This is a genomic window from Micromonospora sp. NPDC051924 (genome assembly GCF_055586005.1).
Map to the genome: position 1 here is coordinate 115,566 of NZ_JBVJJA010000002.1, position 13,451 is coordinate 129,016.

8 protein-coding genes and 1 pseudogene are annotated in these 13,451 nt (G+C 74.4%); 7 read left to right on the forward strand and 2 right to left on the reverse strand.

Going from position 1 to position 13,451, the window contains the following annotated elements; all coding sequences use genetic code 11:
- Position 1: 1 nt before the first annotated feature.
- A complete protein-coding gene (locus tag ACZ6S5_RS01905; RefSeq protein WP_465996739.1) occupies positions 2–667 on the reverse strand; it encodes a potassium channel family protein in 666 nt (221 codons plus the stop codon).
- Between the two features lie 158 nt (positions 668–825).
- Here ACZ6S5_RS01905 and ACZ6S5_RS01910 point away from each other — a divergent pair, with 158 nt between their 5' ends.
- The 5 genes and pseudogenes from ACZ6S5_RS01910 (at position 826) to uppS (ending at position 8,299) form a co-directional block, all read left to right on the forward strand.
- Positions 826–2,895 (forward strand): APC family permease, encoded by a 2,070-nt coding sequence (locus ACZ6S5_RS01910; protein ID WP_465996741.1) that lies wholly within the window; start codon positions 826–828, stop codon positions 2,893–2,895.
- Positions 2,892–4,127: pseudogene (locus tag ACZ6S5_RS01915) on the forward strand (class I SAM-dependent RNA methyltransferase); the annotation flags it as partial. The gene ACZ6S5_RS01910 and the pseudogene ACZ6S5_RS01915, both read left to right, overlap by 4 nt.
- A 130-nt stretch (positions 4,128–4,257) precedes the next feature.
- Positions 4,258–5,418 (forward strand): anhydro-N-acetylmuramic acid kinase, encoded by a 1,161-nt coding sequence (locus ACZ6S5_RS01920; protein ID WP_465996743.1) that lies wholly within the window; start codon positions 4,258–4,260, stop codon positions 5,416–5,418.
- A 69-nt stretch (positions 5,419–5,487) separates the two neighbouring features.
- Entirely contained in the window at positions 5,488–7,434 is a 1,947-nt protein-coding gene (gene dxs / locus ACZ6S5_RS01925; RefSeq protein WP_465996744.1) for a 1-deoxy-D-xylulose-5-phosphate synthase, read from the forward strand.
- An 82-nt stretch (positions 7,435–7,516) separates the two neighbouring features.
- Positions 7,517–8,299, forward strand: a complete 783-nt coding sequence (uppS, locus tag ACZ6S5_RS01930; RefSeq protein WP_465996746.1) for a polyprenyl diphosphate synthase — start codon at positions 7,517–7,519, stop codon at positions 8,297–8,299.
- A 12-nt stretch (positions 8,300–8,311) separates the two neighbouring features.
- On the opposite strand, the gene ACZ6S5_RS01935 is transcribed toward uppS, so the two are convergent.
- Positions 8,312–9,505 carry a hypothetical protein gene (locus ACZ6S5_RS01935; protein ID WP_465996748.1) on the reverse strand — a complete coding sequence of 398 codons (1,194 nt, stop codon included), beginning with the start codon at positions 9,503–9,505 and terminating at the stop codon, positions 8,312–8,314.
- Positions 9,506–9,659: 154 nt separating this feature from the next.
- Here ACZ6S5_RS01935 and ACZ6S5_RS01940 point away from each other — a divergent pair, with 154 nt between their 5' ends.
- Positions 9,660–11,582 carry a DUF6311 domain-containing protein gene (locus tag ACZ6S5_RS01940; protein ID WP_465996750.1) on the forward strand — a complete coding sequence of 641 codons (1,923 nt, stop codon included), beginning with the start codon at positions 9,660–9,662 and terminating at the stop codon, positions 11,580–11,582.
- Entirely contained in the window at positions 11,546–13,363 is a 1,818-nt protein-coding gene (locus ACZ6S5_RS01945; RefSeq protein WP_465996974.1) for a DUF6311 domain-containing protein, read from the forward strand. The genes ACZ6S5_RS01940 and ACZ6S5_RS01945 overlap by 37 nt, the downstream gene beginning before the upstream one ends.
- The last annotated feature ends 88 nt before the right edge of the window (positions 13,364–13,451 follow it).

The following is a 13,451-nucleotide window of genomic DNA, read 5'->3' on the forward strand; positions in this document are numbered from 1 at the left end:
CTCAGTGCCCTCCTTCCGGCGGCGCCGCCGCCACCGAGGTGACCGACCCGATGATGTCGTCGGTCACCAGCATGAAGACCTGGTCGCCCTCCTGCACCACGGTGGAGGTGGTGGGCAGCGTGCCGATCCCGAACCGGATGAGGTACGCGACCCGGGCGCTCGTGGCATCCTCGAGCTGCCGCAGCGACCGGCCGATCCAGTCCTTGTGCACCGGCACCTCGATGATCGACACGGTGCTGGTCGGGTCCCGGAAGATCTCCACGTTCCCTTCGGGGACCAGGTGGCGCAGAATCCGGTCGGCGGTCCACCGGACGGTGGCCACGGTGGGGATGCCGAGGCGCTCGTAGACCTGCGCGCGGCGCTGGTCGTAGATGCGGGCGGCCACCCGGGAGACGCCGAAGGTCTCCCGCGCCAGCCGGGCCGAGATGATGTTGGAGTTGTCGCCGCTGGAGACCGCCGCGAAGGCGTCCGCCCGCTCGATGCCGGCCTGGCGCAGCACCTCGCCGTCGAAGCCGGCGCCGGTGACGGTGATGCCGGCGAAGTCGGGTCCGAGGCGGCGGAACGCGTCCGCGTCCTGGTCGATCACCGCCACCGAGTGCCCCCGGGACTCCAGGCTGTGCGCCAGGGTCGACCCGACCCGGCCGCAGCCCATGATCACGACATGCACGGTGTCCGCTCCTCCCACGGTGCCGCCCGCTGGCCCGTCGTCTGCGAGCCTGCCACGTCCCCGCCGCCGGCGGGGAGCCGACCGTACCGCGCGGGCGCACGCGAGGGTGATCAGGCACCCCCACCGTCCGGCGCGCGGTGGTCGTACTCTTGGCGGTTGTGGCCAGACCCACCTCGCTGCTGAAGCGACTCCTCCTCGGTCGACCGTTCCGGTCCGACCGCCTCCAGCACACCCTCCTGCCGAAGCGCATCGCGCTGCCGGTGTTCGCCTCCGACGCCCTCTCCAGCGTCGCGTACGCCCCGGACGAGATCCTGCTGACGCTCTCCATCGCGGGCGCGTCGGCGTTCTTCTTCTCCCCGTGGATCGCGCTCGCCGTCGTCGTGGTGATGCTCACCGTGGTGGCGAGCTACCGGCAGAACGTGCACGCCTACCCCTCCGGCGGCGGCGACTACGAGGTGGCCACGGTCAACCTCGGGCCGCGTGCCGGCCTCGCTGTGGCCAGCGCGCTGCTGGTCGACTACGTGCTCACGGTCGCGGTGTCGGTCTCCTCGGGCGTGGCGAACCTCGGCTCGGTGGTGCCCTTCGTGGCCACCCACAAGGTGCTCATCGCGGTCAGCGCGGTGGTGCTGCTCACCGCGATGAACCTGCGCGGCCTGCGGGAGTCCGGCACCGCGTTCGCCATCCCCACCTACGGCTTCGTGATCGTGATCGGCGGCATGCTGCTGACCGGGCTGTTCCGGATCTTCGTGCTCGGTGACGACCTGCGGGCACCGAGCGCCGGGCTGGAGATCCACGCCGAGCACAGCGTCACCGGCTTCGCCCTGATCTTCCTGCTGCTGCGCACCTTCTCCTCCGGTTGTGCCGCGCTGACCGGCGTGGAGGCGATCTCCAACGGCGTGCCCGCGTTCAAGGCGCCGAAGTCGAGGAACGCGGCGACCACCCTGCTGCTGCTCGGCACCATCGCGGTGAGCATGCTGGTCGGCATCGTCTGGCTGTCCCGGCTCACCGGGCTCCAGTTCGTGGAGAACCCGTCGCAGATCGTCTCCGGGCCGGACGGGTACGTGCAGAAGACCGTCACCGCCCAGCTCGGCGAGACCGTCTTCGGCAACGGCTCGGTGCTGCTCTACGTGGTGGCCGCGATGACCGCGCTGATCCTGTTCCTGGCCGCCAACACCGCCTTCAACGGCTTCCCGGTGCTCGGCTCGATCCTGGCCCAGGACCGCTACCTGCCCCGCCAGCTGCACACCCGGGGCGACCGGCTGGCCTTCTCCAACGGCATCGTCTTTCTCGCCGTCGCCGCCGTGGTACTGATCGTCGGCTTCCAGGCCGAGGTGACCCGACTGATCCAGCTCTACATCGTCGGGGTGTTCGTCTCGTTCACGCTCTCCCAGGCCGGCATGATCCGGCACTGGAACCGGCACCTGCGTACCGAGCGGGACCCGGAGGCGCGGCGCCGGATGATCCGCTCCCGGGCGATCAACACCTTCGGCATGGCCCTGACCGGCGTGGTGCTGATCATCGTCCTGGTCACCAAGTTCCTGCTCGGCGCGTGGATCGCGATCGCCGCGATGGCGGTGATCTACCTGCTCATGCTGGCCATCCGCCGGCACTACGACCGGGTCGCCGCCGAGCTGGAGCCGACCGAGCAGCGGGCCGTGCTGCCCGCCCGCAACCACGCCATCGTGCTGGTCAGCAAGCTGCACCAGCCGACCCTGCGGGCCATCGCGTACGCCCGGGCCACCCGGCCGGACACGCTGACCGCGGTGACCGTGAACGTCGACGAGAAGGACACCCGGGACCTCCAGGCGGACTGGGAGCGGCGGGAGCTGCCGGTGCCGCTCACCGTGGTCGACTCCCCGTACCGGGAGATCACCCGGCCGATCCTCAACTTCGTCGCGTCGGTCCGCCGGGAGTCGCCCCGCGACGTGGTCACCGTCTTCATCCCCGAGTACGTGGTGGGCCGCTGGTGGGAGAACCTGCTGCACAACCAGAGCGCGCTGCGGCTCAAGGGCCGGCTGCTCTTCGAGCCGGGCGTGATGGTGACCAGCGTCCCGTGGCAGCTCGCCTCGACCGCCACCAAGAACCTGGACCGGCTGGACGCCACGCTCAGCCGGGGACCGGCGCGCGGACCCCGGGTGGCCCCGCGCAGCACCCTGCCGCCGACCGTTCCGCCGGTGGTCTCCGCCCCGCCCGGGGAGAGCGGCACGACCGCCGGGGACCGCGCGTGACGGCGCCCACCGACGCCCGGGCCGGGCTGGAGGAGGCGGAGCGGGTCGAGTTGACCGTGGACGCGGTCGCCCCGGGCGGCCACTGCGTGGCCCGGGTGGACGGCCAGGTGGTCTTCGTCCGGCACGCGCTGCCCGGCGAGCGGGTGGTCGCCGAGGTGACCGAGCTGCACCGGGGGTTCGCCCGGGCCGACGCGGTGGAGGTCCTGACCGCCTCCCCGGACCGGGTCGAGCCGCCCTGCCCGTACGCGCGGCCGGGCCGCTGCGGCGGCTGCGACCTGCAGCACGTCGCCCCGGAGGCGCAGCTGCGCTGGAAGTCCGCCGTGGTGCGCGAGCAGCTCACCCGGCTCGGCGGCCTCACCGACGCCCAGGTGGACGCGCTCGGCGTCCGGGTCGAGGCGCTGCCCGGCGGATCGCTGGGCTGGCGCTCCCGGGTCCGCTACGCGGTCGACGGCGCCGGCCGGGCCGGGCTGCTCAAGCACCGCTCGCACGAGGTGGTGCCGGTGGACCGCTGCCTGATCGCCCACCCGGCGGTCCAGGAGCTGCCGGTGCTCACCCCCAGCGGGGCCCGCTGGCCGGACGCGGACGCGGTCGAGACGGTCGCCGCCACGGGCGGGGACGTCAGCGTGACCGCGTACGCCGACGGGGTGCCCACTCCGGTCAGCGGCCCGCAGCGGGTCCGCGAGGTGGCCGCCGGCCGGGACTGGACGCTGCCCGCGTCCGGCTTCTGGCAGGTCCACCCCGCCGCGGCGGACACTCTGGTCGGCGCGGTCGTCGACCTGCTCGACCCGCGTCCCGGTGAGACCGCCTGGGACCTGTACTGCGGCGCGGGCCTGTTCGCCGCCGCGCTCGCCGGCCGGGTCGGCGACGCCCGGGTCACCCTGGTCGAGTCCGCGTCGCAGGGCGTCGAGGCGGCCCGCGAGAACCTGGCCGATCTGCCCCGGGTGGAGGTGGTCGCGGCCCGGGTGGAGACGGCGCTGGCCCGCCGCCGGGTCACCGGGCCGGTCGACCTGGTGGTGCTCGACCCGCCCCGATCCGGCGCGGGTGCGTCGGTGGTCCGGCACATCGCCGCCGCCGGCCCGCGGGCGGTGGCGTACGTGGCCTGCGACCCGGCCGCCTTCGCCCGGGACGTGCGCACCTTCACCGGGCTCGGCTGGCGGCTGGCCGCGCTGCGCGGCTTCGACCTGTTCCCGATGACCCAGCACGTCGAGCTGGTCGGCCTGTTCCTGCCGCCCTTCGACAACTCCAGCTCGGCTGGCGGCCATAATTCGGCCTCCGCGCCGCTAGGCGGCGCTCCGGACCGAATGAAGGCCGGTCTGCCGTCGCGCCGCGACCCGGAGCCGTCGGACTGACTAGCCTGGCCCGGTGAAGATCGTCGGGCTGATGTCGGGCACCTCGTACGACGGGGTGGACGTGGTGGCGGCCGAGTTCACCCGGGACGGGGAGACGCTGCGGCTGCGCCCGCTCGGGCACCGCAGCCTCGACTACGACGACGAGCTGCGCGCCGAGATCGGGGCGCTGCTGCCCCCGGCGGCCACCACCATCGAGGCGGTCTGCCGGCTGGACAACCGGCTCGGCGAGGTCTTCGCCGAGGCGGCGGCGGCCGGCGTGGAGCTGGCCGGCGGCACGGCCGACGTGGTCGTCTCACCCGGGCAGACGGTCTTCCACTGGGTCGAGGCGGGCCGGGCCCGGGGCACCCTCCAGCTCGGCGCGCCGGCCCGGGTGGCGGCGCGGGTCGGCGTACCGGTGCTGCACGACCTGCGGTCGGCGGACGTCGCGGCCGACGGCCAGGGCGCCCCGCTGGTGCCGGCGTTCGACGCGCTGCTGCTCGACCCGACCACCGGGCCGCGGGCGGCGCTCAACCTGGGCGGGATCGCCAACCTCACCGTGGTCGCCCCGGGCGCGCCCGTCCTGGGGTACGACGTGGGCCCGGCGAACGCCCTGCTGGACGCCGCCGCCCGGCGCTTCCTCGACCGCCCCTGCGACCTCGACGGGGCCCGCGCGGCCGCCGGACGGGTGCACCCGGAGCTGCTGGCGCTGTTGCTCGCCGAGCCGTACTACGCCGCGCCGCCGCCCAAGTCCACCGGCAAGGAGCTGTTCCACGCCGGCTACCTGGAGGCCAGGCTGGCCGCCCTGGGCGTACCGGTGGCCCCCGACGACGTGCTCGCCACCCTCACCGAGCTGACCGCCCGGACCGTCGCCGACGCCTGCGACCGGCACGGGGTGACCGAGGTGGTCGCGGCCGGCGGCGGAGTGCGCAATCCCACACTCCGCGGCCGGCTGGCGGCGCTGGGGCGGCGACGCTGGCGGCTGCGCACCACCGACGAGCTGGGGGTGCCGGCGCAGGCCAAGGAGGCGTACGCGTTCGCCCTGCTGGGCTGGCTCTCCTGGCACGGGCTGCCGGGCGCGATCCCGTCGGTGACCGGCGCCACCCGGGCGGCCGTGCTGGGCTCCTGGACCCCGGCCGGACCGGCCCGGGCGGCGGCCCCGCCCGCCCCGCCGCGCCGGCTGGTGATCGACTGCTGATCCGGCCCTCACCTGGGGAGATCCACGGCCGGGCTGCGGGCTGTGGGACGGCCGATAGACTCTTCCGTCATGAGTGTTGAAGAGGGCACGGCCAACCACGGCCGGCTGCTGGGCACCGTCCGGGGTCCGCAGGACGTGAAGCGGATGACCGCCGAGCAGCTGGACATCCTCGCCGCCGAGATCCGTGACTTCCTGATCGCCAAGGTCTCCCGCACCGGCGGGCACATCGGGCCCAACCTGGGTGTCGTCGAGCTCACGCTGGCGATGCACCGGGTCTTCGACTCGCCGCGCGACCGGCTCCTGTTCGACACCGGCCACCAGGCCTACGTACACAAGATCATCACCGGCCGGCAGGAGGGCTTCGACAAGCTCCGCCAGCGCGGTGGCCTCTCCGGCTACCCCAACCAGGCGGAGAGCGAGCACGACCTGATCGAGAACTCGCACGCCTCCACCGCCCTGTCCTACGCCGACGGGCTGGCCAAGGCGTACGCGCTGCGCGGCGAGAAGCGCGCCGTGGTGGCCGTGGTCGGCGACGGCGCCCTGACCGGCGGCATGTGCTGGGAGGCGCTGAACAACATCGCCACCGCCGGCAACCCGCTCGTGATCGTGGTCAACGACAACGGCCGGTCCTACTCGCCGACCATCGGCGGCCTCGCCGACCACCTCTCCTCGCTGCGGCTCAACCCCGGCTACGAGAAGGTGCTCGACACCGTCAAGGACGCGCTCGGCAACACGCCGTTCGTCGGCAAGCCGATGTACGAGGTGCTGCACGCGGTCAAGAAGGGCATCAAGGACGCGGTCGCCCCGCAGGCCATGTTCGAGGACCTCGGCATCAAGTACGTCGGCCCGGTCGACGGCCACGACGTCGCCGCGGTCGAGTCGGCGCTGCGTGCGGCCAAGAACTTCGGCGGCCCGGTGATCGTGCACGCGGTCACCCGCAAGGGCTACGGCTACCGCCCGGCCGAGGAGGACGAGGCGGACTGCCTGCACGGCCCCGGCGGTGCCTTCGACGTCGAGACCGGCCAGCTGGTCGCCGCGCCGTCGGTCAAGTGGACCCACGTCTTCGCCGACGAGCTGGTCAAGATCGCCGACGAGCGCCCCGACGTGGTCGGCATCACCGCCGCGATGGCCGAGCCCACCGGCATCGCCACCCTGGCCCGCAAGTACCCCGAGCGGGTGTACGACGTGGGCATCGCCGAGCAGCACGCGGCCACCTCGGCGGCCGGCCTGGCGATGGGCGGCCTGCACCCGGTGGTCGCCGTCTACGCCACCTTCCTCAACCGCGCCTTCGACCAGGTCCTGCTGGACGTGGCGATGCACAAGCTGCCGGTCACCTTCGTGCTGGACCGGGCCGGCATCACCGGGCCGGACGGGCCGAGCCACTACGGCATCTGGGACATGTCGGTCTTCGGCGTGGTGCCCGGCCTGCGGATCGCCGCGCCCCGCGACTCCGCGAGCCTCCGCGAGGAGCTGCGCGAGGCGGTGGCCGTGGACGACGGCCCGACCATCCTGCGCTTCCCGACCGGCACCGTCGCCGCCGACCTGCCGGCCGTCCGCCGGGTCGGCGCGGTCGACGTGCTGGCCGAGTCGGCGCGTACCGACGTGCTGCTGGTGGCGGTCGGCTCGTTCGCCGGCCTCGGCATGGAGGTCGCCGCCCGGGTCGCCGAGCACGGCTACGGGGTCACCGTGGTCGACCCGCGCTGGGTCCGCCCGGTCCCGGCCGAGCTGGTCGAGCTGGCCGCCGCGCACCGGCTCGTGGTCACCGTCGAGGACGGCGTCCGGGTCGGCGGCGTCGGCGACGCGCTCGGCCAGGCCATGCGGGACGCGGACGTCCGGGTGCCGCTGAAGGACCTGGGGGTGCCGGCCGACTGGCACCCGCACGGCACCCGCGCGCAGATCCTGGCCGACCTGGGCCTCACCGCGCAGGACGTGGCCCGCGACGTCACCGGCTGGATCTCCGGCCTCGACGCCCAGCCCGTCGAGCCCACCGCCGATGAGGCCACCGCCAAGAACTGACGTCCCACGCCGAACGGGCGGCCCTGCACCGGCAGGGCCGCCCGTCCCCGTTTCCGGACGCCGTACGTGGTTTCATCTGACCATGATCGAGTCCGTGCGCCGCGTCGCCTACCAGTTGTACGCCCGCCGCCTGCGCGGCCAGCTCGCCGACGTGCCGCGGCCGCGGCACGTCGCCATGGCGATGGACGGAAACCGCCGGTGGGCCCGGCAGATGGGCTTCGACGACCCCAGGCTGGGCCACCGGTACGGGGCCGAGCACATCCACGAGGTGCTGAGCTGGTGTGCCGGACTCGGCATCCCCCACGTGACGCTGTACGTCGCCTCCGTCGACAACGTGCGCAAGCGGGCGTCCGACGAGGTGGAGCACCTGATGCGGATGATCGAGGAGGTCGTCGCGGAGCCACTCCTGCATCCGCGCAACCCGTGGCGGCTGCACCTGGCCGGCCGGCTGGACGTGCTGCCCGACTCGACCCGCCACGCCCTGAAGCTGGCCGAGGAAGCCACCGGTGAGCGCGGTGGCGACTTCCACCTCACGGTGGCGGTCGGCTACGACGGCCGCGAGGAGATCGTGAACGCCGTTCGTTCGCTGCTGGCGGAGGCGGCACGGGCCGGCGCGACCCCCGACGAGGCGGCGCGCGGCCTGACGGTCGAGGACATCGGGGAGCACCTGTACACCGGCGGCCGGCCCGACCCGGATCTGGTCATCCGGACGAGTGGGGAGCGCCGGATGTCGGGCTTCCTGCTCTGGCAGGCCGCCTACTCCGAGCTGTACTTCTGCGACGTGTACTGGCCCGGCTTCCGGAAGATCGACTTTCTGCGCGCGCTGCGGTCCTATGCGGCGCGCAGCCGGCGATTCGGGGCGTGACGATCCGGTCGGTCAGCGGCCGCCGACCGACCGGTACCAGGTCTTCTCCGTACCGGCCAGGCTGAACGTCTGCTTGCGGTCCGGCTGCGGCACCACCACCAGGCCCGGCCGCTCCACCAGCCGCTGCGTGCCGGGCGGCGCGGCGAACGAGGCGTCCCGGTTGGTCCGCCAGCTCAACACGGCGACGGGCTGCCCGGGCACCGGCAGGTAGTACGCCTGGAGGGTGGTGGACCGGTCGGCGGGGGAGACCACCGGCGTCCCGCCGTCGCCCGGGCGGTAGATCACCGCGGTCATCGTGCCGGTGGCGCTCTCCCAGGTCAGCTGCTCCAGGTCACCCGGCTCACCGCCGCCCAGCGCCACCTCGCCGAGCGACCGGACGGCGATCTTCGCCATCGGCCAGGACTCCGGCGCCGAGCGGGGCGCGTCCCGGTCGCCGATCCGGCGCGGCACGCTGCCGAAGGGCCCCCGGGTGTCGGTGAGGTGGCAGATGTCCAATCCGGTCAGCGCGCGCCGGCCGGAGCCGGTCTCGTCGCGGACCAGGGGATAGCGGGGGTCCGCGGTGTCCGTACCCAGGTCGAGGACGCGGTCCGCGGCCCGGCCGCGCGGCAGCGACCGGGTCGCCCGCAGCGTCGCGGTCAGCTCCACCGCCTGGCAGGCCGGCACGGCGACCGGCTCGGTGACGCCGTCGGTGGTGGCCAGCGTGCGGCCGTCCGGGCCGAGCAGCCGCTGCACCCGGGCCGAGGTGAGATAGCGGCGCCCGTCGCCGACCTGGACCGGCAGCACGTCGGAGTAGACCAGGTAGCCGGGGTCGGTGTACTCGGTGGCGTGGTCGATCCGCCAGCGGTCGCCGTCGCGGGCGAGTTGCAGCAGCCAGGAGGCGCTCTCGCCGGGCACGTCGGCGGCGACGAGGGCCAGCGGCGCGCCGGCCACCTCGCCGGCGAAGAGGATGCCGGACGACGGCGGGTGCGCCCGGTCGTCGACCGGCGAACGCCAGTCCCGGACGGCCCGGCTGATCTCCGCGATCGCGGCGGCGTCCTCGGCCAGGCTGCCGCGCCCCGGCCAGACGGTGAGCTGCCCGTCCAGGCTGTCGTAACCGACCCGAAGGTCGCCGGACTGCCGTCCGGCGACCGGCCCGCAGCCGGTCGTCGCCAGCAGCAGGGTCAGCAGTATGGTGGCCGTCGTGCCGCGGCGGCGGACTGAAACCACCTGTACGCCCCCGATCCGGTCGATTTCGCGAAGCCACATGGTACGAGACGCGCGGCGGTCCGCCCGCAACCGCCTCGCCCATCCGGAAGTGACCACAGAGGACGGCGGTGCGCGCTCAGTGGCCATTTTCCGGCTCCGGTAGACTCCGCCGACTGTGACGCCTGCCGAGCCCCGTGGCGACTCGCCGCCGGACGCCGACGCCCCGACGGGCTCCGCCTCCGTCACCACCGTCGCCCCGACCGCCCCCGCGCCGCCCGCCAACCCGGAGCCCGCCAACCCGGCGCCCGCCGCCGCGCCGGCCAGGTCGGACGCCGTACCGGCGGCCCGGCGGCGCCGGCGCTGGACGCTGCGCCGGATCGATCTCGCGGTGCACGCGGTCTTCCTGCTCGCCGCGCTCTGGGTGACCAGCCGGATCTGGGTCGATCCCGCAGGCCGGGTGGCCGCCCTCTACAGCGGCGACCCGGCCCAGGTGCAGTTCTTCCTCGCCCACTCGGTCCGCGTGGTGCTGCACGGCGAGTTCCCGTTCTACACCGACCAGTTCAACTATCCGGACGGGGTCAACCTGATGGCGAACACCGCCATCCTGGCCCTCGGCATCCCGATGGTGCCGGTCACCCTCCTGTTCGGACCGGCGGTCTCCTTCGTCACGCTGGTCACCCTCGGCCTGGCCGGCACGGCCGCCGCCTGGTACCGGGTGCTCTCCCGGCACGTGGTCCGGCTCCGGCTGGCCGCCGCGGTGGGCGCCTGGTTCTGCGGGTTCTCGCCGGCGATGCTCTCGCACGCCAACTGGCACCCCAACATCATTTCCCAGTTCCTGCTGCCGTTCATCGTCTGGCGGGTGCTGGTGCTGACCCGCTCCACCCACCCGGTCCGCGACGGCGCGCTGCTCGCCCTGCTGGTCACCGGGCAGGCGTTCATCAACGAGGAGATCCTGCTCTTCACCGCGCTGGCCTGCGGCGTGTTCCTGCTCGCCGTGGTCGCCCAGCGGCGCGGGCTGTGGGCCGCCGCGTGGCGCCCGCTCGGCGTCGGGCTGGCCGTCTGCGGGGTGCTCGCCGGGGCGCTGCTGGCGTACCCGCTCTACGTGCAGTTCGCCGGGCCGATGGCGTACCACGGGCTCAGCGACGCCGTGCGCGACTACGGCAACGACATCGCCGCGTTCTTCGCCCCCGGCTCGACGACGCTGGGCGGCAACGAGCGGGCCAACGTCAACCTCGCCCCGAACTACTCCGAGGAGAACGCCTTCTTCGGCTGGAGCCTGTCCCTGCTGGCCGTCGGCATCGTGGTCTGGCTGCGCCGCGAGGTGGCGGTCCGGGCGCTCGCCGTGACCGGGGCGTTCTTCGCGGTGCTCTCGCTCGGCGAGCGGGTGTCCTGGTGGGACCGGGACCTGTTCACCGGGCCGTGGGAGCTGCTGGTCCGCCTGCCGCTGCTGGACGCGGTGGTGCCCACCCGGTTCGGCATGATCACCGGCGTGGTCATCGGGGTGCTGCTGGCGTTCGCCGTCGAGCGGGCCGCGGCGCTGCGGGTCCCCGACCGGCGGACCGTGCGGATCCTGACCGTCGCCGGCCTGGTGCTCGCCCTGCTCCCGATCGCGCCGATGCCGTTGCAGGTCACCACCCGTCCCGGGGTGCCGAGGTTCATCACCGCCGACCGCTGGCGGCAGTACGTCGGGCCGGACCAGACCCTGGTCTCGGTGCCGGTGCCGAGCATGGGCAACACCAACCCGATGCGCTGGGCGGCCAGCACCGATCTGGCCTTCAAGATCCCCGGCGGCTACTTCCTCGCCCCGCGCAACGGGGTCACCGGCGACCCGGGCCGGTTCGGCGGGCGCCCGAGCGGCATCGGCGACCTGCTGGAGGAGGTGGCGGCCACCGGGCGTACGCCGAAGCTGGACGACCGGCAGCGCCGCCGCTTCCTCGACGAGCTGCGCCACTGGCGGGCCGCCATCGTCGTGCTGCCGCTGAACGAGCCGAACGCCGAGCCGCTGCGCCGGACCGTCGAGCAGCTGCTCGGCCCGGCCCGGCAGGAGCTGGACGTGTGGTTGTGGGACGTCCGGACACTGACCAGCCAGTCGGTCTGACCCCGGCCGCCCCGGAACCGCCGCCCGGCCTCGTGCCGCCGGCCGGGTCCGCCCCGGCCCGGCCGGACCGTCGCCGGTGGCCCCGGCCGGTCGACGCGCTGGTCGTCGCCGGCTACCTCGGCCTGGCCGTGCTGCTCACCGCCGGCCAGTGGGGTCGCCCGGGACGGCTGTTCCATCAGGCCGGCGACCAGATCCTCTTCGAGTGGATGCTCGCCCACGCGGCCCGGGCGGTCAGCGGCGGGGAGAACCCGCTCTACAGCACCGCCCTGAACGCCCCGGACGGGGTGAACCTGATGGCCAACACCTCGGTGCTCGGGCTGGGCGTGCCGCTCACCCCGGTCACCCTGCTCGGCGGACCCCAGGTGACCTTCCTCATCGCCGTGGTGGCCTGCCTCGCCGGCACCGCCACCGCCTGGTACGCGCTGCTGGCCCGCCGCCTGGTCCGGTCCCGGCCCGCCGCGGCGGTCGGCGGGCTGTTCTGCGGCTTCGCCCCCGGCATGGTCGCGCAGGCCGGGGCGCACCTGCACATGGCCGCCCAGTTCCTGGTGCCGGTGATCCTCGCCCTGGTGTTCCGGCCCCGCGCCGACCGGATCCGCCGGGACGGGGTGCTGCTCGGGCTGGCCGTCGCCTACCAGGTCTTCCTCGGCGAGGAGGTCCTGATCTTCCTCGCCCTCGCCGCCGGGGTGTTCGCCGGGACGTACGCGCTGGCCGACCGGGCCGCCGCGCGCCGGCTGGCACCCGTGGTGGCCCGCCGGCTCGCCATCGGGGCGCTGGTCGCCGGGGTGCTGCTGGCGTACCCGCTGTGGTTCCAGTTCCACGGCCCGGGCCACTACAGCGGGATGCCCTTCTACGCCCGGGGATTCCGGCTCGACGCGGCCTCGTTCACCGCCGCCGCCCGGCAGAGCGTCGCCGGGGACGGTTACCGGGCCGGGCTGCTGTCGCCCAATCCGACTGAGCAGAACTCCTACTTCGGGCCGTTCCTGCCGCTGCTGGCCGTGCTGGTGGTGGTCCGGCTGTGGCGGCGGCCCCTGGTCCGCGCGCTGGCCGCCTGCGGGCTGCTCTTCGCCCTGCTCTCGCTCGGCACCACGATCGTGGTGAACCAGCACGACACCGGGCTGCCCGGGCCGTACCGGCTGGTCGCCGGGGTGCCGCTGCTGGACCTGGTGGTGCCGGCCCGGTTCGCGCTGGTCTGCGTGCCGGTGCTCGGGGTGCTCCTGGCCCTCGCCCTGGACCGGGTCCGCCTGCGCTCGGCCCGGACCTGGGCGCCGTGGGCCGGCGCGGTCGCCGCCGCGCTGCTGCCGCTGGTCCCGACGCCGATCCGGACCGTGCCGGCCGTGCCGGTGCCGGCCTTCGTCGTCGACGGCGACTGGCGGGCGTACGTCCCGCCGGGCCGGACGCTGGTGCCGGTGCCCCCGGTGACCGGGGCGGCGGTGAGCCCGGGCACCCTCTGGTCGGCCCGCAGCGGGCTGGCCTTCACCGCGCCGGGCGGCTACTTCATCGGTCCCCGGGGCGCGGACGACCCGACCGCGCGCTGGGGCGCGCCGGACCGCCCCACCTCGGTGCTGCTGCGCCAGGCCGCCGAGACCGGCCAGGTGCCACCGGTCGGCGAGGCGGAACGCCGCCAGGCGGTCGAGGACCTGCGGCACTGGCGGGCGGCGGTGCTGGTGCAGGCCGGCTCGCTCCCCGGCGACCCGGTCCGGGCCACCGTGGACGCCCTGGTCGGCCCCGGCCGGGACGTGTCCGGCGCGCACATCTGGGACGTCCGCCCGCTGCTCGGCTGAACCACGCCGCCCTCGTCCTCCGCAGCTGGTGACCGGTGGGACGCTACGAACTTGACGGCGTAGACGATTCAGGACCGCAGCGATGGGT

What these genes read in the sequence shown, in the direction of transcription:
- dxs (WP_465996744.1), top strand. Translation starts at nt 5,488, where the DNA reads ATGAGTGTTGAAGAGGGCACGGCCAACCACGGCCGGCTGCTGGGCACC.
- uppS (WP_465996746.1), top strand. Translation starts at nt 7,517, where the DNA reads ATGATCGAGTCCGTGCGCCGCGTCGCCTACCAGTTGTACGCCCGCCGC.